This window comes from Streptomyces sp. NBC_00162, from assembly GCF_024611995.1.
Classification (GTDB): Bacteria; Actinomycetota; Actinomycetes; order Streptomycetales; family Streptomycetaceae; genus Streptomyces.
In genome coordinates, this window is record NZ_CP102509.1 from 543,665 (window position 1) to 561,289 (window position 17,625).

22 protein-coding genes and 4 pseudogenes are annotated in these 17,625 nt (G+C 69.2%); 17 read left to right on the top strand and 9 right to left on the bottom strand.

Annotated elements, in window-relative coordinates:
* Positions 1 to 6: 6 nt before the first annotated feature.
* Positions 7 to 630 carry a TetR/AcrR family transcriptional regulator gene (locus JIW86_RS03045; protein ID WP_257552371.1) on the bottom strand — a complete coding sequence of 208 codons (624 nt, stop codon included), beginning with the start codon at positions 628 to 630 and terminating at the stop codon, positions 7 to 9.
* A gap of 675 nt (positions 631 to 1,305) precedes the next feature.
* Complete coding sequence (locus JIW86_RS03055) at positions 1,306 to 1,713, bottom strand: hypothetical protein (RefSeq protein WP_257552372.1); 408 nt, start codon at positions 1,711 to 1,713, stop codon at positions 1,306 to 1,308.
* Between the two features lie 381 nt (positions 1,714 to 2,094).
* Between JIW86_RS03055 and JIW86_RS03060 the strand changes: the two genes are divergently transcribed.
* Entirely contained in the window at positions 2,095 to 2,493 is a 399-nt protein-coding gene (locus tag JIW86_RS03060; protein WP_257552373.1) for a hypothetical protein, read from the top strand.
* A gap of 99 nt (positions 2,494 to 2,592) precedes the next feature.
* Here JIW86_RS03060 and JIW86_RS03065 read toward each other — a convergent pair.
* Both JIW86_RS03065 and JIW86_RS03070 read right to left on the bottom strand, forming a co-directional pair.
* Positions 2,593 to 2,795: pseudogene (locus JIW86_RS03065) on the bottom strand (hypothetical protein); the annotation flags it as partial.
* Positions 2,796 to 2,806: 11 nt separating this feature from the next.
* Positions 2,807 to 3,241 (bottom strand): hypothetical protein, encoded by a 435-nt coding sequence (locus JIW86_RS03070; RefSeq protein WP_257552374.1) that lies wholly within the window; start codon positions 3,239 to 3,241, stop codon positions 2,807 to 2,809.
* 146 nt (positions 3,242 to 3,387) lie between these two features.
* Between JIW86_RS03070 and JIW86_RS03075 the strand changes: the two genes are divergently transcribed.
* Complete coding sequence (locus JIW86_RS03075; protein ID WP_257552375.1) at positions 3,388 to 3,936, top strand: hypothetical protein; 549 nt, start codon at positions 3,388 to 3,390, stop codon at positions 3,934 to 3,936.
* 303 nt (positions 3,937 to 4,239) lie between these two features.
* On the opposite strand, the gene JIW86_RS03080 is transcribed toward JIW86_RS03075, so the two are convergent.
* Entirely contained in the window at positions 4,240 to 4,395 is a 156-nt protein-coding gene (locus JIW86_RS03080; RefSeq protein WP_257552376.1) for a hypothetical protein, read from the bottom strand.
* A 45-nt stretch (positions 4,396 to 4,440) separates the two neighbouring features.
* Here JIW86_RS03080 and JIW86_RS03085 point away from each other — a divergent pair, with 45 nt between their 5' ends.
* The 6 genes from JIW86_RS03085 to JIW86_RS03110 all read left to right on the top strand — a co-directional run bounded on the left by JIW86_RS03085 (position 4,441) and on the right by JIW86_RS03110 (position 7,433).
* Positions 4,441 to 4,689, top strand: coding sequence for a hypothetical protein (locus JIW86_RS03085; RefSeq protein WP_257552377.1), 249 nt, complete (start codon positions 4,441 to 4,443; stop codon positions 4,687 to 4,689).
* A gap of 56 nt (positions 4,690 to 4,745) precedes the next feature.
* Complete coding sequence (locus JIW86_RS03090; RefSeq protein ID WP_257552378.1) at positions 4,746 to 5,291, top strand: hypothetical protein; 546 nt, start codon at positions 4,746 to 4,748, stop codon at positions 5,289 to 5,291.
* 129 nt (positions 5,292 to 5,420) lie between these two features.
* Positions 5,421 to 5,831, top strand: a complete 411-nt coding sequence (locus JIW86_RS03095) for a hypothetical protein (RefSeq protein ID WP_257552379.1) — start codon at positions 5,421 to 5,423, stop codon at positions 5,829 to 5,831.
* A 5-nt stretch (positions 5,832 to 5,836) separates the two neighbouring features.
* Positions 5,837 to 6,019, top strand: coding sequence for a hypothetical protein (locus tag JIW86_RS03100; RefSeq protein WP_257552380.1), 183 nt, complete (start codon positions 5,837 to 5,839; stop codon positions 6,017 to 6,019).
* 81 nt (positions 6,020 to 6,100) lie between these two features.
* Positions 6,101 to 6,670 carry a hypothetical protein gene (locus JIW86_RS03105; protein WP_257552381.1) on the top strand — a complete coding sequence of 190 codons (570 nt, stop codon included), beginning with the start codon at positions 6,101 to 6,103 and terminating at the stop codon, positions 6,668 to 6,670.
* 313 nt (positions 6,671 to 6,983) lie between these two features.
* A complete protein-coding gene (locus JIW86_RS03110) occupies positions 6,984 to 7,433 on the top strand; it encodes a hypothetical protein (protein ID WP_257552382.1) in 450 nt (149 codons plus the stop codon).
* Between the two features lie 251 nt (positions 7,434 to 7,684).
* Here JIW86_RS03110 and JIW86_RS03115 read toward each other — a convergent pair whose 3' ends face one another.
* Both JIW86_RS03115 and JIW86_RS03120 read right to left on the bottom strand, forming a co-directional pair.
* On the bottom strand, positions 7,685 to 7,918 hold the full coding sequence (locus tag JIW86_RS03115; protein WP_257552383.1) for a hypothetical protein: 234 nt from the start codon (positions 7,916 to 7,918) through the stop codon (positions 7,685 to 7,687).
* Between the two features lie 403 nt (positions 7,919 to 8,321).
* Positions 8,322 to 8,909, bottom strand: coding sequence for a 2OG-Fe dioxygenase family protein (locus JIW86_RS03120; protein ID WP_257552384.1), 588 nt, complete (start codon positions 8,907 to 8,909; stop codon positions 8,322 to 8,324).
* Between the two features lie 581 nt (positions 8,910 to 9,490).
* On the opposite strand from JIW86_RS03120, the gene JIW86_RS03125 reads away from it, so the two are divergent.
* The 5 genes and pseudogenes from JIW86_RS03125 to JIW86_RS42020 all read left to right on the top strand — a co-directional run.
* On the top strand, positions 9,491 to 10,240 hold the full coding sequence (locus tag JIW86_RS03125) for a hypothetical protein (protein ID WP_257552385.1): 750 nt from the start codon (positions 9,491 to 9,493) through the stop codon (positions 10,238 to 10,240).
* Positions 10,241 to 10,366: 126 nt separating this feature from the next.
* Positions 10,367 to 10,711, top strand: coding sequence for a hypothetical protein (locus JIW86_RS03130; RefSeq protein WP_257552386.1), 345 nt, complete (start codon positions 10,367 to 10,369; stop codon positions 10,709 to 10,711).
* A gap of 429 nt (positions 10,712 to 11,140) precedes the next feature.
* Positions 11,141 to 12,730, top strand: coding sequence for an alpha/beta hydrolase (locus JIW86_RS03135; RefSeq protein ID WP_257552387.1), 1,590 nt, complete (start codon positions 11,141 to 11,143; stop codon positions 12,728 to 12,730).
* Between the two features lie 855 nt (positions 12,731 to 13,585).
* Positions 13,586 to 14,095 (top strand): GNAT family N-acetyltransferase, encoded by a 510-nt coding sequence (locus tag JIW86_RS03140; RefSeq protein ID WP_257552388.1) that lies wholly within the window; start codon positions 13,586 to 13,588, stop codon positions 14,093 to 14,095.
* A gap of 107 nt (positions 14,096 to 14,202) precedes the next feature.
* A pseudogene (locus JIW86_RS42020) lies at positions 14,203 to 14,316 on the top strand (transposase); the annotation flags it as partial.
* A 152-nt stretch (positions 14,317 to 14,468) separates the two neighbouring features.
* Here the strand turns inward: JIW86_RS42020 and JIW86_RS03145 are convergent.
* On the bottom strand, positions 14,469 to 14,798 hold the full coding sequence (locus JIW86_RS03145; RefSeq protein ID WP_257552389.1) for a hypothetical protein: 330 nt from the start codon (positions 14,796 to 14,798) through the stop codon (positions 14,469 to 14,471).
* Positions 14,799 to 14,956: 158 nt separating this feature from the next.
* Here JIW86_RS03145 and JIW86_RS03150 point away from each other — a divergent pair.
* From JIW86_RS03150 to JIW86_RS03160, 4 genes and pseudogenes are all read left to right on the top strand, one after another.
* Positions 14,957 to 15,124: pseudogene (locus JIW86_RS03150) on the top strand (RacP protein); the annotation flags it as partial.
* A 43-nt stretch (positions 15,125 to 15,167) separates the two neighbouring features.
* Positions 15,168 to 15,236: pseudogene (locus tag JIW86_RS41555) on the top strand (hypothetical protein); the annotation flags it as partial.
* 94 nt (positions 15,237 to 15,330) lie between these two features.
* On the top strand, positions 15,331 to 15,888 hold the full coding sequence (locus tag JIW86_RS03155) for a transposase (protein WP_322975484.1): 558 nt from the start codon (positions 15,331 to 15,333) through the stop codon (positions 15,886 to 15,888).
* A 74-nt stretch (positions 15,889 to 15,962) separates the two neighbouring features.
* A complete protein-coding gene (locus JIW86_RS03160) occupies positions 15,963 to 16,568 on the top strand; it encodes an immunity 21 family protein (protein ID WP_257559202.1) in 606 nt (201 codons plus the stop codon).
* Between the two features lie 296 nt (positions 16,569 to 16,864).
* On the opposite strand, the gene JIW86_RS03165 is transcribed toward JIW86_RS03160, so the two are convergent.
* Positions 16,865 to 17,032: a hypothetical protein gene (locus JIW86_RS03165; protein WP_322975485.1), complete on the bottom strand. Its 168-nt coding sequence runs from the start codon at positions 17,030 to 17,032 to the stop codon at positions 16,865 to 16,867.
* Positions 17,033 to 17,625 lie beyond the last annotated feature (593 nt).

The window sequence follows — 17,625 nt, forward strand, 5'->3', positions numbered from 1 at the left end:
CGCCGGTCATCTGCCCGGGTCGCGTAGCGGGCCGTCCGGGTCTCGCCGCAGCTCGTCCGTGAGCACCCGCACCGCCCAGGCGGCGGCTGTGCCGGCCTCCGCCCCGTCGAGCCCTGCCTGCAGCCGCATGGCCTGCCAGGCCGGGGCGCTCACCAGCAGGTACAGCACGGCGACCGCGCGGCGTCGGGCTACCGGGTCGGCCTCCGCCGTGAGCTCGGCCAGCGCCGCCTCCACCGAGTGGAACCGGTGCCTGCGGCCCTGCTCCCGCAGCGGCCGGGCCGCCTTGGAGTTCAGCATGGCGAGGATCAGCGGTGCGTGCTCGTCGTACGAGCGGTAGAGCTCCGGCGCCACGCGGCGCAGCCCGTCCAAGGTGTCCGGGTAGGACTGCGTGAGCACGTGCAGATTCTCCTGGGCCCACCCGCTCCAGGCCGCGAAGAGCGCCTCCTTGGTCGGGAAGTGCCGGTAGACGGTGCGGACGGCGACGCCTGCGCGCTCCGCCACGAGCGGAATGGTCAGCTCCTGGACGCTTTCGTCGGCGATGGCCTCGGTGAGCGCGGCGAGGATCAGCTGCCGGGTCTGATCAAGCTGCCCGGCACGCAGCGGACTCTCGTACGCGCGCTTCTCTTTCATGGCACGTCGACAGTACTCCAATTCACGCCAAACTGTCAAGAAACGGTAATAATCCCCCCAAGGAGGGATGGAGGCTAAGAGAGATGTTGGACGGACATCCGGCTCTCACCGGCTGCGCGGGAAGGTCGGTGAGCGCGAGGGCCGGGAGGTGGAACCGAGCGCGGGGACCATCGACGCGCAGTCGGTGCGGGCCGCCGCGTCGGTGCCGGCCGCCTCACGCGGCTACGGCGGCGGCAAGAAAGTCCCGGGCCGCAAGCGGCACGTCATGACTGCTGAACATCCCCGACGCCTCCTGGACCAGCCACCCTCGCTCCGCCAGGCGCTCGGCCTTCGACCGCACCCCCGACCTTCGCCGGTGTCGGCTCCAGCCCCAGCACCACCACGCTCTCCCTGTCCCGCACCGGCTGTTGACCCGGCCGGCGAAATGCTGGAGGCCAGGCGGAATGCACAACGTGCCAACTACTGAGGTTTTCGGGTTGTCGTCGGTAGTCACGGTTGATGATCCCTGCGGTATGCCGGTGAGATGAGGTATCCGGAGGGTGGGGGCCTGACCTCTGAGCGTCGGGCGTTTCGTGAGGGGATACGGCTTCAGGCCGGCGAGAGGTTCGCGGCGGGCGAGAAGACCACGGTGATCGCGAAGAGCTGCGGGTGAGCGTGGACCTCACCCTGAAAACCTCAGTAGTTGTTGTCCGAGATCCGTTTTCTCGCCTCGCGCGTCCGGCGTCCATCCGGGCGCTCCGTCCCTGCCTTGAGGCGTTCGCGACGGTTCATCGCGCTTCCAGGATGCTGCATCCCGAGCAATCGGGAGATGGCAGCCCACTGCATGCCGTCTGCCCGGGCGTCTTCGATGGCTGCGAGCTCCTCCCTATCCAGCACCGCGCGAAGGTGCCGCACGATGGTGAGTCGGATTCCGGCCTGGTCACCGCGGTGGCGCTGCCCGCAGGTCGCCGGAGGTAGCGCGCAGTGGAACCGGCGGGCGTAATCCAGAATGCCAATGGCATCTTGATAGTCAGGCCACAGAGCGAGCCATGGATCGTCGACGCCAAGATGTATCTCAAAGAGGGTGGCCAGGAGATCTCGCAATTTAGCAGGTTCTGGCGGGTGTGGGTTTCCTTGGGGCACTCCCCGATCTTGGCAGGGCCATCGCGCCCTTTCCCAGCCTGGCACGCACATTGCTGCGTAATATGCCAGCGGCAGTTACTGAGGTTTTCAGGGTGGGTCTGTGGTGCGTCGGCCATCGCGAGCCAAGGCGAAGGCGCGGCCGAACCCTGCCCTGGCGCCGCACCGCCCGGCCCGGCTCGCACCTGGGGCGGGAGCCGGAGACATGAGGGAGCTGTGCCGCGCGGCCCATGGCGTCACCAGCCCCGCAGTCGCCTCGCTGTGTTGGTCCTGTGCCATCGAAGCTTGACCGCCCAGGTCAGGGCCTCGCTGAGCAGTGTCAGAACCTTGCTGAATGATCGGGCCATGCTGATTGCGACCAACGAACGCGGCCATGTGGTGAAGCGGCCCTCCAAGCCGGCCATCGGGAAGATGCTGGCCGGCCTGCAACGGGGGAACGCTTACCTGGTCTTGGAGCGGGTGGACGAGGAGCGGCCCGGCAGCTGGTACATCCAGGTCCTGCTCCGCGAGAACAACACCTTCCAGCTCGAATACCGGGACGGCGTGGCTGAGCTGCACTACCAGACACAGACGATCTCCCAGGAGAAGGTCCTCGGGGCCCTGCTCGGCTGGGCCGGTGCAGCGCCGGACTGGCGGGACAGCTTCATGTGGAGCAACATCTCCGAGCAGTTCGGCCCGAGCGACCGTGAGAGCCCGCAGCCGCCGGGTGGCGAGGAGCCCTCGACCGGTACGCATACGGGCTGACCAGGGCGGTCAAGGTTCGATGACACGAAGCGCATAGTGGTCAAACTTCAGTGGCAATGAGGAGCGCGTGGAGCTGCTGCTCCACCACCTCCATGGGGTCTAGCTGAGGATTCCCGTGTTCGGGCGGGCCCTGTGGAGGGCCTGCTGAAGCTGGAAGAGGATGCGCTCCGTGAGGTCTTCACCGGCCGCGTCGGCCACCACGCTCGGTACGGCGCTGACGTCCCAGCGGTCGCGTCGGCCGCTCCTTCGATCCACGCGGCGGTCGCGTCGGCCTGTAGCGGGTTGAGCAGGACCAGTGTGAACTCCGAGCTCTTCACTTTCCGGCAGGCGGTAGAACGCCCTTCTTCCGGGCCTCGGCAATCCACCGTCCCGCTGTCGCCTCCGACCTGGCCCACCTGCTGGCGATGGCACGGCGGGGCGGGATGTTCCGCTCGGTCGCCCACTGATACACCTCGGCCACCTTCGCGAGGTGCTCGTCACCCCCGCCGTACGGGCGGCCCTCGGTCGCGGGTGCGGGCTGCACCTGTACGGCGATCTCCGCCGCCCTCACCTCGGCTGCCACCCGCAGCAGCCGGTCCAGCGGCAGTCGGCGCAGCCATGTCGCGCTCACCGGCTGGTCGTCCGGGGCCTTGACGTAGAACCCGTTCGGTTTCGTTCCGCCCGCAGGGAAGCCGATGATGAAGCTATGGCCCTCGTAGCCGGGGAAGTCCTCCACTGTGACCCCGCTTCCGCCGTTCTTGACCTTCATGCGTCGCCCTCGCTTCGACTTCTGATCGCACACTTGTGAGATGCGCGCGCAAGTTGATCGTTGCTATGTCATCATGATGCCGCCCCTGCCGCATCGCCGCATCGCTGCGACCTGGGGACTCCATCCTTCCTAAGGATCGCCCAGTCATGTCCGGATACCCGCAGCAGCCCCAGCCGCAGTACCCCGCCCCGAAGCCGGGAATGAGCACCGGCAAGAAGATCGCGCTGGGCTGCGGCATCCCCGCCGTCCTCGGCCTGCTCCTTCTCGGCGGCTGCACCCTCCTCGTCGGCGAAGCCGCCGAGGAGGTAGGCAAGGAGCTCGACAAGTCGTACGACAGCGCACAGGTCAACCCCTCCGGCGGCACCAGCGGGAAGAAGGGCGAGCCGGACATCACCCAGGACGCGAAGGTGACGTCCTGCGCGGTGAAGACCGGCGAGTTCGACATGAAGGAGCTCGAGGTGAAGGTCGAGTACACCAACAGCGGTGACCGCCGGTACAGCTACCTCGTTGAGGGCGAGATCCTGGTCAACGGCGAGAAGAAGGAAGACCTTCTGTCGACCGCCCAGAACCTGGCCCCCGGCCAGAAGTACACGGACGACAATGCCGGCGCCCTCGCGTTCAACACCGCGAAGGCGGCCAAGGCCTCCGACAAGGTCGAGTGCAAGATCCTCAAGGTCTCACGCAACGCACTCTGACCCGCGGCCAGCACCCTGACCACGGCGGCTTCAACGCCTTCATGAGCGACACTGACGCCGTTCCTCCGGCTCGGCCCCAACCCGCCCGCACCGGAGCGCCCCGCACCGTTCCCAGCCGGACCCGAGGACGTCGACCAGGGCCAGCCGACCGAGTCGGATCCACCTACGTGTCCGGCGCGAGCGCGACGGTGCCGGTGACGACAGCGCGGGCCGCCACCGGGTGTGGCGGCGGCCCGCGCCGGGATTCGGCAGGGGCGGTCTCTCAGGCGGAGGACCACGGGGACCTTGATGGGTTTCTGCTCGTCAGCTTGCCCGCTCGAAGGCCAGGTTCGCGTTCGGACAGTCGGCCGCGTACCGCAGCAGTGCCTCACGCTCCGCCTGGTCCCCCTCCAGACCCCACCGGTGTTTCGTGGCCACCCACACCCCGATGTACCGGCAGTGCACCGCCGGGGCCGGCATCCACGTGGCCGGATCCTGATCACTCTTCTGCTGGTTCGAACGGCCGTGACCCCGACCAGCGTCACATCGCTGCCCAGGTCGTTGGTGTACCGGCGGCGCCGCTTTCCGCATGAGCAGTCCGCCGACCTCGCCGGACACCCCGCCTACGAGATGCGCGAGGAGAACCCCAACACCGGGTCTGCGATTGACCGTGTGTTCGTGTACCTGGACCGCGCCGAAGACGCCCATGCCGTTGCCATCGAACTGACACGCCGCGCCCTCGCGCACGCCACCGTGGTCGCCCTCGCCAAGTAGGCGCGCACCGCGGCCCCGCCGACCAAACAACCGGTGGGGCCACCATCCCCGAGAACATGGAGAACCATCCCGTGGCATACGACCCGAACCAGCAGCAGCCCGGCCCCGCTTACGGCTACCCCAACCCCCAGCAGCCGCAGCCGGCATGGGCGGCGGCCACCGGGAAGTTCCAGAGCATGAGCACCGGCCAGAAGGTCGGCATAGGCTGCGGCGGCGCCTTCGGCCTGTTTGTCTTCCTGGGTCTGATCGGGGCCGCGGTCGGCCCGGACACCAAGGAGATACAGGTTCCCGGGCCGACGGTCACCGTCACCGTGACTCAGACCGTGCCGGGCCCGACCGTCACCGTGCCCGCCGCAGCCCCCGCGGCCAGCGAGGCCCCGAAGCCGTCCGACACCCCGGCGCCAGCGCAGCCGACCAGGGAAGCCACCGGCACCCTGCCCAACTTCGTCGGCAAGCAGTTGCAGGCATCCCAGGACGGCGCGCAGGCCGCAGGTTTCTACCTGCTCAGCAGCACCGACGCGACCGGCGCAGGACGCATGCAGGTCTTGGACCGCAACTGGAAGGTCTGCGCCCAGACCCCGCCCCGGGCACACACCCGCTGACCACCCAGGTCACCTTCGACACCGTCAAGACCGAAGAGTCCTGCCCGTAACGAACCCCCCGCGGGGCCCCGCCGGCGCGAATCCGGCGGGGCCCCACACCCCCAGCATCCACCACGAAACGGAGCACCCGTGCTCTACACCCGCAGCGCCGCCCTGACCGGCGCTTTCCTCCTGGCCGTGTCCATACTGACCGGCTGCACCAGCAGCCCAGATGCGCGGCCGGCCACGGCGTCCCCGACGTCGGCGGCGTCCCCGTCCAGCCCGATACCGATCACACCCGGACCTGCCACCAGCGACCCGGCCAAGGCGGCTCCCAATCCGCAGGCGGGATTCGTGGACTGCTGGGACCACACCACCAGCAGCACGGCCAACGACGGGTCCGGCATCACCTTGACCGGCATCGAGTGCTGGCACGGCCAGGGCTTCGTCAAGGTCACCGCCCGGGCCGGGACGCCCGGACCGGGGGTCTCGACGGGCAGGGCATCGTCACGATCACGTACACACAGCAGGGACGCCGCTGCACCGGCCGGAACCTGGTGACAAACATGACGGAGATCGGCCGGACGGACGGAGACAAGACCCGCATGTCCACGCACATCGTGCGCGCCGTAGCGGGCAGCGGATGCCCCGGAACCGCCGACCCGGACCCCGGGACAAAAGTGGCCGTGATCGAGGCGCACATGGCGACCGCGCAGGACCTGGCCGAGGCGCTGTACCCCCAGCATTAGCGCCCCAACTACCTGTCAACCACGCCCCGCCGGGACCGGATTCCGGCGAGGCAGCACACCCCGACGAGAGGCCGCACCATCGTGACCGACAACAACACCGAGTCGACCGGCAGCGCGGAGCAGCCCACCACGGTGCCGCTCGCCCCGCCCGTACCGGCCCCCCAAGAATCCGGCCGTACGGCCAAGGGCCTGCCTCGGTGGGCGCTGCCGGTCGCCACCGGCCTGGCGGGACTCCTTCTCGGCTCCGGCATCACCTACCTCGCCAGCAGCGGCAGCGAGGACGAGCCCAGGCCGGAGAAGGGGCCCGCCACGTTCCAGATGGGCGGCTCCATGAAGATCAGCGGCGACTACAAGTCCGTCTCCAAGGACTACGGCGGCGGGTGCAGCGGCGTGGGCGGCTACAAGGACATACGCGCCGGCGCGCAGGTCAACGTCTATGACAGCGCCGGTCGTGTGCTGGCCACGGGGTCGCTGGACAAGGGCGCCGCTACCGAAAGCAAGACGGGGACGGTGACCGTGTGCACCTTCCCCGTGATCGTCAACGACGTCCCCACGGGCGCGGGCCTGTACCAAGTCGAGGTGTCCCACCGGGGCAAGCTCAGCATCTCCGAGGCAGACGCGGTCACAGGCACCTTCGCCGCCTCCCTCTGACTCCTGTCCGCACACAGCAGCTGCTGGCGCCGGCGACTTCCCACGCGTTGAGCACGCCTTGGCCGGCGCCGTAGGCGGAGAGCTGGAACGGCAGCTGGAGACGGTGACCCGGGCCTCGCGCGGGTAGCAGGTGCGTGAGGGCCGCGTCACCGTTGGGCTGGACGACCTCGATACCGGCGGCGGCGATCTGAGGGCCTGGTCGTTGCGGCTGGCAGCCGCGTGGACGGTGGAGTACGGGATGGGCAACGACAGGCCCCGGTTCGCGTGGACACCGGGACCCGGTGGGACGGCGGCCACTCCCTGTGATGGAAGCTTGGCTGTTCTCGTCCGGGAGGTCACGGGCCGCCCCTACGGTGTCGGCATGGACTACATCCCGCGGCGGACGGCGAGTGAGCTCCCCTTCGACAGCACGGACATTCTCCTGCGCTACAGCTTCGAGCACCCCGCGCTCCCCTGCGAGTTCGAGGACACGCTGGAGGTCTGGTCGGTCGGGATTCCGCAGTACCACCACGAGGACGGCTGCCCGCAGTGCCCGCCCGAAGACGTGTGCCGCTTCCACGACGGGACTCCGATCGGCGAGATGCACTTCGTCAAGATCCGCGGCTTCACTGCGGACCCCGCCTGGGAAGCCGCGGACTCCCACACCGGCGACATCGAGAAGATCGTCGCGGTATGCACCGACCCCGCCTACGCACTGACGCCGGGCCTTCACTGGTCACCCGGGTTCCAGGAGCGGATCGACTGCCCCGTCGGGGCCTCCTGATCATGGACCGGGTGCAGATCGAGCCCCAGTGGCGCGGGTTCGGGACCGGTGCTCTCGCCGCGGCCGAAGGATCCACAGGCTCGCCGCCGGATGCTGCGCGGCCGCCTGTGAGCCAGCGCCCACGGACGGCGACTACGAGGACGATGAGCCCGGCTACCAGGCCGCCCAGGCCAAGATCGCAAAGGCGCGGGCCCAGTGGCAGCACCCTGTACCGGGACGGGCGTATGGGCCGCGCCCGAGGAGAACGACCTCTAGCCGAACTGGTTGCCTGTCCCTTGGAGGTCTGCGACTGGGGTGATCACGTTTCCGGTCCCGTTGTTCACCGAGTCACCGAAGCTCTGAGTGTTGAAATTGAACGACTCGTCCCGTGAGACGCTCCCGATGTCGCCGTGGCTGTCACCCTGACTGGCCATCGCGGTTCCCGTGAACGACAGGGCGGCCCCCGCGAGGGCAAAAGCAGCAAGTACGCGCTTGGTGTTGTTCATGCCCAACCAACGATCTTGAATCCCGGCGGGTTACGTCCGGACCGGGCAGACCCGGCCCCGTACACGACCCGGAGCGTCATCCAACCGAGGAGCGCAACGGGGCCCTCGGAGGCGGTATCAGGCCTCTCGGGCACAGCTACCGGCTGCAGTTCCTCCCGGGGAAGATGAGCGAAGAACTGCAGCGGCCCCTCCACAGCAGGAGCCGCACATGAGCAGGCGCATCGACCACTCCCGGTCCCGCCCTCTGGCGTGCCGAGCGCCCTTGAGAATGCGGGGCGTCCAGCGCCGGCGGAGCGGCCTGCGGAAGGTGCAGGGCGCCAGAGCGCCACGCGCCGGCCAGCACCACGGCTCCGGCCCAGTCGAGGACGGCAGCGCGTACCGGCGGGCTCGGGTGGTGCCGGTGTCACAGCTGGGGAATGTACGGGGCGAGGCCGATGATGAGGATGGACCGTTCGCCCGGCCCTGGCTCGGAGCCCGCGCGGACCGGGCCGACGTAGTGGCTGACTCTGTGGTCGTGGACGGCGTAGCCGTCCAGTGGGTCGGTGAGGGTGAAGTCGGCGTGGATGTCCGCCCACGGGTCCTCGGGCTGGAGGCCTGCGCTGCCGGGTGTGGCGATGACGTTCTGCCCGCCGGTGACGTTGGTACGGCTGATCAGGTGGGCGAAAGTGAATGTGCTGGCCGAGCCTCCGTCTTGGTGCAAGCAGTTCGGGGAGGAAACGGCGTCCTGTCCGGGACGGTCGACGCCGAGCCTGATCAGGTGGACACCAGCCCACAGCGGCCGTCTCCCCAGGTTCTTCAGGGACAGGACCTGCTCGATGTCCCAGCGCAGGAGTCGCAACAGCAGAGCGTTGCCGCGCAGCGCCTCGGGGATGTCGGGGAGCACTCGCCGCGTCCGCGGGTACTCAGGATCGCCCTCGCCCTGGGAGAAGTCGGTGACCGTACCGTGTACGGGGTGGGGGTTCCGGGAATCCAGGACAGTTCGTCCTTCCACGGCAGGTACACGGCATGGGAGTACCGGCGGAACCGATTCGTTCCCGGAGCGTACGGGTCGGGCGGCAGAGCCGCGAAGACCTCCCGGATCCTGGCCAAGTCCCTCGCAGCGGAGCCGGCCGGGATGATACCGAGCTGCGCAGCGCCGTAGCGGGCGAACCCGCGCTCACGCAGACCGTCCATACCCTCACCCGGCTCCCCCGCATCACAGTGCGATCGCCGCTGGGGTTCAGCCTTTTCCACGTGTTCCTCCAACAGGTCACCACCAGGGCCACGGCGCCGGCGGCCCGTGCCGGCCTTGCGCACGACTCCCCCGTCACGCCCCGGGCTCGACGCGGCCCTGCGCTGCAAGCCACAGCAGCCCTTGCGGCGTGCCCGTCGAACGGTCGAGGCTACGGGCAGTTCGGGTGCGAGCGTCCTACGGGTCGCCGGAGGAAGCAAATGCCTGGGCTGCGCTGCCTCCTCGCGGCTGAGCCCGCAGCCCGCCCGTACCCCGGCCGGGGTACTCATCGGTGGTCCGGAGCCCGGAAGTGAGTACGGGTACTCACGTGCGGGGCAGCGGTCCACCGGCAAGCTGCGATCATGCGAACGATCTCCCTCCCGAAGCCCCTGATGGCGGCCGTACTCGGCGCCCTGGCCCTCTCCGCATGCGGCGTCCCGAACGCGGACGCCGACCGGTCCCCCGCCGGAAAGGCGCTCCTGGCCGCCGCGTCGCACGCCCCCGGGGCCGACGCGGCGGAGATCCGCTTCATGGAGACGACGAGCCGGTTCCTTGCGGAGTGCTCCCCCGGAGCCCCTTCCGACAAGGGCGCGGCCGACGCACCCCGCCCCGAGGACGCCTGGGGAGGGGCGCCCCGCCCCGAGGACCTGCCGGGCGGCTCCGGGCCGGTCACGCCCCGCTACGGCCCGGGGCAGACGCCGCCCGGCATTCCGAACGCGGACGGGTCGATCCCGGTCCCGCTCGACGACCCGGCGCCGCCCCTTCCCGCCGCGACGCCGACCCGCCCGGGCACGGTGTCGGAGGTACCGCTGACCGAGGCGGAGCGCTGCGTCGCAGACTTGCACGCCCGCCGGATCACCGAGGCCCTGCGGAAGGCCGCCCCCGCCGACCACCAGGCGCTGCGGACCGCCCTCACCGGACTGGACTACCCGGCGGCCCGGATCCACCGGATGCCCGACGGCGACAGCACCCGGGTCGACCTGCGCTTCATGGGCGGCCTTGCGGTCCTGGAGATCACCGGCACCGGCTCCAACCCGACCCTCACCCTGAAAACGGAAGACGCCGCCATCACCGCGGCCGCCCACACCCCTGACCTTTCCGGCCCGCGCTGACATCACGCCGCCACGAACTGCCGGTCGTCCAGATCCGCGGTCACGCCGAGATCGGCGAGCGTGTCCAGGTACGCAGTCCTGGCCGGCGGACATTGGGCCCGCCAGCGAAGACAGGGGGTACGGAGGATGCCGGCGGACACGCTGCGGTTCCACGGTCGTGCGGCAGAACTCGCCGGGCTGGACCTGGAGATATCCAAGGAGGCGGAGGCGGTACTGGACCGCTTCGAGTCCGTGCACGGCCATGTTGTACCCGCGTCGGTGCGTGAGTGGTTCGCGCTGGCACAGGGCGCCGCTGTGCTGCGGAAGTTCAGCAACGACGACATGGCAGCGGATACCGCCTTCGGGGTGCCACTCCACACCGGCCCCACGGCGTCGCCGTGCTCGGCGCACCAGGAGACGGGGACCACGCCGCCGCAGTCTTGGCGCCTGCACACGCACCCCTCGCCCGGCCCGACATGGGCGACGCCGTGACGGACCGGCCCGCCTCGTGCACCTGAGGCGGCGGTGCCGCGTAGGCCGGCCGGCCAGGCCAGAATGAGGCGCAGGCCTCCCGAGCCCGACCGGAACCGGTCGATCACGCGGGCCTCGCCGAGGACGGCCAGGGGCGGCATCCCGGGCGCGGCCAGGTGCTTGACGGTCAGTCCGAACATGCCCGCGGACAGGGCGGCGAGGGTGTCGGCGTCCGCATCGGTGGACCAGCCGGGCAAGGCCGGTCCTCTGTCGGACTGGCGCGGTCCGGCCGACGCGCCGTCAGGCCCACTGCCGCGTGTCGGCCAGCTGGCGAAATATCGCATGGTACGTGAGTTGTACAAGGAGTGGCCCTTACGGGGGATTCGCCCCGCCCGCCGATGCAACACGGTGGGCAGGCACGCAATCTCCGAAAGAGGGGACACCGCACGTATGAAGCGCCTCGCACCGCTGTTGGCTACCGCCGGACTCATCGCAACCACCCTGTCCCAGCTGGCTGTTCCCCAGGCATCCGCTGCCCAGTCCACCCCCGAGTACATGAGCCAGAAGCCCGCCTGGCACCGCTGCAGCGCAGACAAACCGGCGACCTACGAGTGCGCGACCCTCAAGGTCCCGCTCGACTACGAGCGCCCCCAAGGCCCCACGATCGACCTCGCGATATCCCGAGTGAAGAGCGAGAACCCGGCCAAGCGGCACGGCGTCATACTCCTCAACCCGGGCGGACCCGGCACCACCGGACTCTACCGGCCGATGCGGATGAGCACGGAGATGCCCAAGGACGTACGGGACCGCTACGACCTCATCGGCTTCGACCCGCGCGGCGTCGGAGCCAGCAGCCCGGTCACCTGCGGGCTGAACCAGACCGAGACGGGCATCGGCGGGGCGTACCGGCCCGAGCGCTTCTCCTCGGACGTGGCGTGGGCGCGCAACGTCGCGGACAAGTGCCGTGAGAAGGCCGGTGACGTGCTCCCGTACATCACCACCCGCAACACGGCCCGCGACATGGACGTGATCCGCGCCGCGCTGGGCGAGCGCAAGATCTCGTACCTGGGCTACTCGTACGGGACCTACCTCGGCGCGGTGTACTCCCAGATGTACCCGCAGCGGACGGACCGCTTCGTGCTGGACAGCGCAGTGGACCCGCACCGCGTCTGGCGCGGCATGTACCAGGTGTGGGCGACCAGCTCCGGGCCGGCCTTCGAGCGGTGGACGCGCTGGGCGGCGGAGCGCTCGGCCGAATACGGCCTCGGCGCGACCCCCGAGGCGGTGTCCGACACATTCTGGGCACTGGTGGCGCGCGCCGACCGGGAACCGATCGACTACTTCGGGCAGAAGATCACGGGTGACGACATCCGGGACCCGGGAGTGTTCTACTCCCCGGTCGAGGCCTCGATCATCACGAGGTCCATCAAGGCCGCGGCCGAGCGGACGCCCCTGCCGGCGGACGCCGGGGTGGCGGACGTGAAGAGGCTCCTCGCCGGCGGCCGGGGGGCCACCGGGCCGGATACCGACACGGCGGCCGCCCCAGCGGCGGGCAACGGGCCCGCCCCGGCGGCCACCCCCGGTGACAACGCCACCGCCGTCTACTGGTCCGTGGTGTGCGGGGACACGGAGAACTGGCCGCGCGACCCCGAGCAGTACGCGCGGGACGCGGTCCAGGACAAGGTGAAGTACCCGCTGTACGGGGACTTCGCGTCGAACATCAAGCCCTGCGCCTTCTGGCAGCGGCCGTTGGAGGCCGCGACGCCCATGACGCACCAGGCGAAGGTGCTGACCGTGCAGAACGAGTGGGATCCGATGACCCCGCTCAGCAGCGGTCAGGGCCTGCACCGCGCTCTGAAGGGCTCGCGGATGGTGCTGGCGAAGGGCGGGCAGGGCCACGGCGTGTACCTCACCGACCCCACCTCCTGCGCCAACGACCCCGTCAACACCTACCTCACCACGGGCCGGCTCCCCGCGAGGGACCTGACCTGTCAGAGTCCGCCTCGCGACCAGGAGCCGAAGAGGTCCCCAGCGCCGTGAACCCTGCCATCGTCCTGGATACCGGACGAGGGGACGAGGGGACGAGGGGACTCCAGCCAGACGCCGGAACGCGATCGAGAGCCGGCCGCCCTGCCGGTGCCAGGCCCGCAGTGCAGCACGCACCGCCCCCGGGCCGGCGGCCTCCACCACCGCACGCGACCACAGGCCCGGCCCCACATCCGCGGCCGGACCAGGCCCGAACCGGCTGATGGTGATCTTCTCGGTAGCGGCATGCGCCGGCGTGGCGCCTGCGGCTGCCACTCCGGCTAGAGCCAGCAGGAGCGCGGCGAGCAGACTGGCATAAGAATGGACCCTAGGCATCCGGATCTCCCCTCAGAGGCAGAGCAATAACGGACCAGGACGGGTCGGATGTTCGCACTGAGAAACGGGCCTGGCGGGGTCAACACGCTCTATCCGCGATCGCAGTCGTCCAGTGGGCCGTCGCCGAACCGTTTCTCTGACGACGCGGGACACTCGCCGGGCAGCAGGAGACGAGCCGGCCGCCGCCCCGGCGGGCTCCCGACCGCAGGGCCGAAGGTCCGGTCCGGCCGCGCAGGACGACCCCGCCCAGGCCTGCCGTGCACCCCGCCGCCAAGCCCAAGCCCAGGAAGGCGAAGGGGCCGACCCGTACGCACGCGCCGCACCGTCCGGCACGGCGCGCCAGGGGTGGGGGGCCGCGGACATGACGGAGCTGTGCCGCGCCGCGCACGGCGTCACCAGCCCCGCCGTGGCCGCGCTCTGCCACCAGACCTACGGGTGACTGAGCACCCTAGGGTCCGTCTTCAAATGGCAATGTTAGCCGTTTCACCTGCCCTGATGTGGCATCGCTCATGCTCATGGGCGAGGCTGGAACCCATGGAGATCAGAACGGGCCGCAGGAGCGATGCGGCCGAGGTTGCGGCGCTGCATGCCGAGAGTTGGCGTAAGGCGTATGCGGAAATCATGCCCAGCAGCTTCTTGGCTGGCCCTCTTCTCGAAAATCGCCTGGAGCTTTGGTTCGGCCGACTTGACGAGCCGCACCCAGGGGCGGCGCTGTTCGTGGCGGAAGAGGCGGCGGAAATGCAGGGTTTCGCGTATTTGATCCCTCAATCTGACGGTCGGCTCTTGTTGGACAACCTGCACGCCAGGCCGGGCCGCACCGGGTCCGGGATTGGCGGCCGGCTGCTGGCGCACGCCTTGGCATGGGCGGCCGATGAACACCCGGGTAGCTCGGTCTACCTGGAAGTGCTGCGCGCCAATACACGCGCCATCGCCTTCTACGAGCGGCATGGCGCTCTCCGTACTGACGAACGCGTCTGCCGGTTCGAGCAAGGATTTGAGCTGCCCGAGCTCGAGTACACCTGGCCTGTCGCCTCACCCGCGTAGGCAAGCACGGCGGGCACTCCTACGGAGGGGCAGGGAGTTGTCCCCAGCACTTGACGCTTCCGGGATCATGATCCCGTACATCACCGTCAGACGAACTTGCCGATCACGAGTGGAAGTTACTCGCACCGCTGCTGCCACAGGCGAGGGCAGGCCGTCCGCGAGTAAACGACCGCAAGGTCCTCAATGCGATGGTCTACAAGATTCGGACCGGGGTTCCCTGACGTGACCTGCCGGAACGTTACGACTCCTGGAAGACGGTCTACTCCCGCTTCCGCCGCTACGCCGTTAACGGCGTGTTCACTCAGGCCCTGCAACAGATCCAGGCTCAAGCGGACGCCGCGGCGACATCGACTGATCAATTTGAAGACGGACCCTAGCGGCCATTGCGGCGCCGCCGACGAGTGCTGGCGTCGTCGAAGCGGATCACGCCAACTCCTGACATGCCCCTGAGCGCGGCCATCTCCTTCGTCCCGTGCACGAGTCGGCATGCCCCGGTGTCCTGGTCGACGATGATGGGCCAGTTTCCCCCGCCCCGGATCTGGCGCCCCTGTTCGTCCTTCGCCGTGGGATACCAAGTGAAGCCATAGACGCCCCTGCTGGCCGGGGTCGCTACCAGGCCGAGTTTGAAGGCCCACTCATCCCAACGGTCGGTCAGGGTCCGGCCGAACTCTTCTGCACGTCTCCGCGCTTCGCTCTCCTCCAAGAGATCCCCCTTCACCACTCTCAGATACTTGAGAGAGCAGACGCTACGGGACTGAACCCGGCCACAGAACGGGAGCCACCTCGGTGCACACGTCTCTGTACTTGGCGGTGCACACAGAGAAGTACGCCGACACCGCCTGCTGCAGGGCGAGTAGTGGGATGCCGTGCGCGTCACAGCGCCGGTCTCCCGCGGCCCAGCGGCATGCCGACACCGTCCGGTTCGCGCTCTTCGAGGCACGGCCTGCCGGTCTGGCCTTCAAGCAGCTGGTCAGATCCAGCGAACTCTCACCCCATCAAGCCCGCGCGGGCCTGGCCGGCCTGCGAGACCCCTCGCGGCGGGCGGCCGGAGAAGCACCTGCGGCGCGAGATCGTGGACGCAATTCGGTACGTCGTCGACACCGGCTGCAAGTGGCGAGCCCTGCCCAAGGACTATCCGCCCTGGCGAACCTGCTACAACGCCATGGCCCGCTGGGCCGCCGCCGGGGTGATCGGACAGATCCGAGACCAGCTCCGCAAACGCGTCCCGCCGGGACATGGGCCGCTCCCCTGGAGCAGTCGCCACCATCATCGACTCCCAGTCCGTCAAGGCCGCCGAGACCGTCGGCAAAGACTCGCGCGGCTACGACGCAGCGAAGAAGATCAACGGAAGGAAGCGGCACCTGGTGGTGGATACCAAGGGCCTGCCGCTGTTCGTCATGGTCACCCCGGCCGACATGACCGACCGCGACGCGGCCAAGGAAGTCCTGTTCAGGCTGAGGCTCAGGCACCCCGAGATCACGATCGTCTGGGCCGATTCCGCCTACGCCGGACAGCTCGTCGGGGGCGAAGAAGTACCTGAACCTGACGCCGAAGACAGTCAGCCGGCCGAAGAACGCGTCGGGTTCGTCGTCCTGCCCCGCCGCTGGGTGGTCGAAAGAACACTGGCCTGGGTCATGCACGCCCGCAGACACGCCCGCGACTACGAACGCCTCATCCAGCACTCGAAATCGCTGATCACCTGGGCCGCGATCACCCTCCTGCCCAGGCGCATCACCCGTCGGCAGTCCCGCCGGGCCAACCAGCCGCCCTCCCGCGAACACACACGCGAATGACCGCGGTCACATCCGTGGCACCTTCGCAGCCGTCCAGTAGCTCGGCCTGTCACTGGCAACGGCAGACTACGCGCATGAGTAACAGCGACAACGCTATCCGCCACAGGCTTGGTCCGGCCTGGGTGCCGTCCATGGGTGGGCCGCTGGTCGTCGTCCCGGCATCTGCCCTGCACCAGTGGGGCGGCTGCACCGAGGACGGTGTGATCGTCGGCGGCACCGACCAGCCGGACGACTACGACCGGGCCTGCGCGGTCGAGGAGTACGCCGAAGTGATCAGTCTGGGCGACACCCGCACTGCGTCCGTGCTGGTGCTTAGCGACGAGCCCGCCACCACCTGCTACCTGCCCGAGCAGAGGATCTTCCTGCGGTGGCTCGCCGCCGACTCCGACGCGGAGTTGCTCGCCGCCGCCGAGGCCGTCCTGAGCGACCCGGCGACGCCGTGGGAGAAGTGCGGAGTCTGGGAGACCGATGGCCCAGCTGTTCTCATGGACTCGGCCGAGGCCGGTGAGGATCTCGGCGTGCCCTACCCCGACGGCAGAGGCCAACCAGCCGAAGCCCCAGTTCCCGTGCCCGCAGGGCGATGGGAAGTCCGTGCGTTCCACAGGACCGGTGGTGAGTTCCCCTGGGTCGGCATTGTCCAAATCCTCCCGGCCGATGCTCAGCCGACTACTACTCCTTGACGCCCACCGCCAGAACACGAGGAGTCGAACATCACGCTGCCAGCACCCGCCCCTGACCGAGACTGCGGTTCGTTCCCGTCGAAGTTCATCTCATCCCCTCGCCTAACGCCACAGGGACCCGGACCACGTCCGCGGAGGAGCACCACGGGGGATATGGATCAGGTACTGAGGCAGTCTGCAAGGCGCCGAACGCACGGTTGCATGACGGCTGCGCATCGCTGACCAGGTCGGAAACGGTCAGTCGTAGTACGACCACCCCACACCCCGCTCAGCGCGCAGCCCGGACCGATGGCCGGCTACTCCACGGCCTCGGACAGCAGGACCTCTTGACGGGTGTTACAGCCGTCGTTCGGAAGGTCGCCGGTGTTCCAGTGCTTGAAGGAGGTCCGCCGGTAGCCGGTCCGGTCCTCGACCGCGACCGGGAGCGCGGACACCGCAACCCCGATCGGCAGGACCTGCGGCACCGCACGCCCCTCTTCCGCGGCGTGCGCGGTCGTAGCAGGCAGGGACAGGGCGAGCGCAGCAGCGGCCGCGACTACGGCCCGCGCGTGATCATCATGAGCCGGTTGTACCGGCCACACACCATCAGCAACAGGACCCTGCGACGCGGTTCACCCGGCCGGGGACATGGGTTCACCGCCGAAACGGCACTGCACCGACCACCAGGTCGCCGCTCGGGACCGTTCTGGAACAGCAGCGCTCTCGGCCCGCAGACCGCGCCTACTCAAGCCGTCCGCAACTTGGTCGGTGGAGCGGCACGACCCGCTGCCGCCCCACCCGTGGTACCCGTTCCAGCCGTCCAGGGAGGCGTTCCGGTACACGCCGAGGATGCTGACCCGTCAGACTTCAGTAGCCATCGCCCAAATGGCCTTCGCCCATGGCAACGCACTCGTCGTCTGCGTCGTAGCCGGTGAGGCGAGCCAGCCCAGAAGCCAATCGTGGGTGGGGTGACGCGGGCCGGAGGCCACCGTCCTGGTCTTCGTTGCCTGCGGACTCGTGGGACTCGACTGCGCACCTCGTCGGCGCCCGCATCGACTCACCGCGCACAAAGCCGTCC

Excerpts from the sequence above, each read along its gene's own strand:
- JIW86_RS03045 (WP_257552371.1), bottom strand. The coding sequence starts at position 630 with ATGAAAGAGAAGCGCGCGTACGAGAGTCCGCTGCGTGCCGGGCAGCTT.
- JIW86_RS03060 (WP_257552373.1), top strand. The coding sequence starts at position 2,095 with ATGCTGATTGCGACCAACGAACGCGGCCATGTGGTGAAGCGGCCCTCC.
- JIW86_RS03070 (WP_257552374.1), bottom strand. The coding sequence starts at position 3,241 with ATGAAGGTCAAGAACGGCGGAAGCGGGGTCACAGTGGAGGACTTCCCC.
- JIW86_RS03075 (WP_257552375.1), top strand. The coding sequence starts at position 3,388 with ATGTCCGGATACCCGCAGCAGCCCCAGCCGCAGTACCCCGCCCCGAAG.
- JIW86_RS03080 (WP_257552376.1), bottom strand. The coding sequence starts at position 4,395 with ATGCCGGCCCCGGCGGTGCACTGCCGGTACATCGGGGTGTGGGTGGCC.
- JIW86_RS03090 (WP_257552378.1), top strand. The coding sequence starts at position 4,746 with ATGGAGAACCATCCCGTGGCATACGACCCGAACCAGCAGCAGCCCGGC.
- JIW86_RS03100 (WP_257552380.1), top strand. The coding sequence starts at position 5,837 with ATGACGGAGATCGGCCGGACGGACGGAGACAAGACCCGCATGTCCACG.
- JIW86_RS03115 (WP_257552383.1), bottom strand. The coding sequence starts at position 7,918 with ATGAACAACACCAAGCGCGTACTTGCTGCTTTTGCCCTCGCGGGGGCC.
- JIW86_RS03125 (WP_257552385.1), top strand. The coding sequence starts at position 9,491 with ATGCGAACGATCTCCCTCCCGAAGCCCCTGATGGCGGCCGTACTCGGC.
- JIW86_RS03130 (WP_257552386.1), top strand. The coding sequence starts at position 10,367 with ATGCCGGCGGACACGCTGCGGTTCCACGGTCGTGCGGCAGAACTCGCC.
- JIW86_RS03135 (WP_257552387.1), top strand. The coding sequence starts at position 11,141 with ATGAAGCGCCTCGCACCGCTGTTGGCTACCGCCGGACTCATCGCAACC.
- JIW86_RS03140 (WP_257552388.1), top strand. The coding sequence starts at position 13,586 with ATGGAGATCAGAACGGGCCGCAGGAGCGATGCGGCCGAGGTTGCGGCG.
- JIW86_RS03155 (WP_322975484.1), top strand. The coding sequence starts at position 15,331 with ATGGGCCGCTCCCCTGGAGCAGTCGCCACCATCATCGACTCCCAGTCC.
- JIW86_RS03160 (WP_257559202.1), top strand. The coding sequence starts at position 15,963 with ATGAGTAACAGCGACAACGCTATCCGCCACAGGCTTGGTCCGGCCTGG.